The organism is Marinicrinis lubricantis (genome assembly GCF_042658665.1).
Lineage (GTDB): Bacteria > Bacillota > Bacilli > Paenibacillales > KCTC-33676 > Marinicrinis > Marinicrinis lubricantis.
In genome coordinates, this window is record NZ_JBHSQV010000040.1 from 1 (window position 1) to 536 (window position 536).

Annotated in this window: 1 rRNA gene; it reads left to right on the top strand. The window is 46.5% G+C overall.

The window, feature by feature from the left end:
* A 16S ribosomal RNA gene (locus ACFPXP_RS07915) occupies positions 1-104 on the top strand; the annotation flags it as partial.
* Positions 105-536 lie beyond the last annotated feature (432 nt).

The following is a 536-nucleotide window of genomic DNA, read 5'->3' on the forward strand; positions in this document are numbered from 1 at the left end:
CGGAAGCGATGGCTGGGAGCCAGCCGCCGAAGGTGGGGCAGATGATTGGGGTGAAGTCGTAACAAGGTAGCCGTATCGGAAGGTGCGGCTGGATCACCTCCTTTCTATGGAGTATCAGATGACGCAGCTCATCCATACCAATCTAAGCACAGTTCACTCGTTGTCAGTTTTGAAAGAGCAAAAGCTCTTTCGCATGAGACGAGGTTTCCAACTTTTACAGGTTGATGAACAGATCCGATCATGATAAGATGATCTTCCGCTGATGAGGCGGATGAGTCATTTCACATTGAATTGTTCCTTGAAAACTGGATAGCGAAAAAGTGTTAAGGCAATGCAAGTGTAGTATAGAAGTGATGCTTTGGTATCACGAACTTACTGCTTTAGCGAGGATATATTTTGAGTGAGCGACTTTACGCGAACCAACATATATTTCTTGCACGAGCGAACATTTTGGTATGACCGACTTTTACGCGACAGCGTACGGAGGGTATGCCAAAATGAGAGCGAGGATAAGCTAGTAAGGGCACACGGAGGAT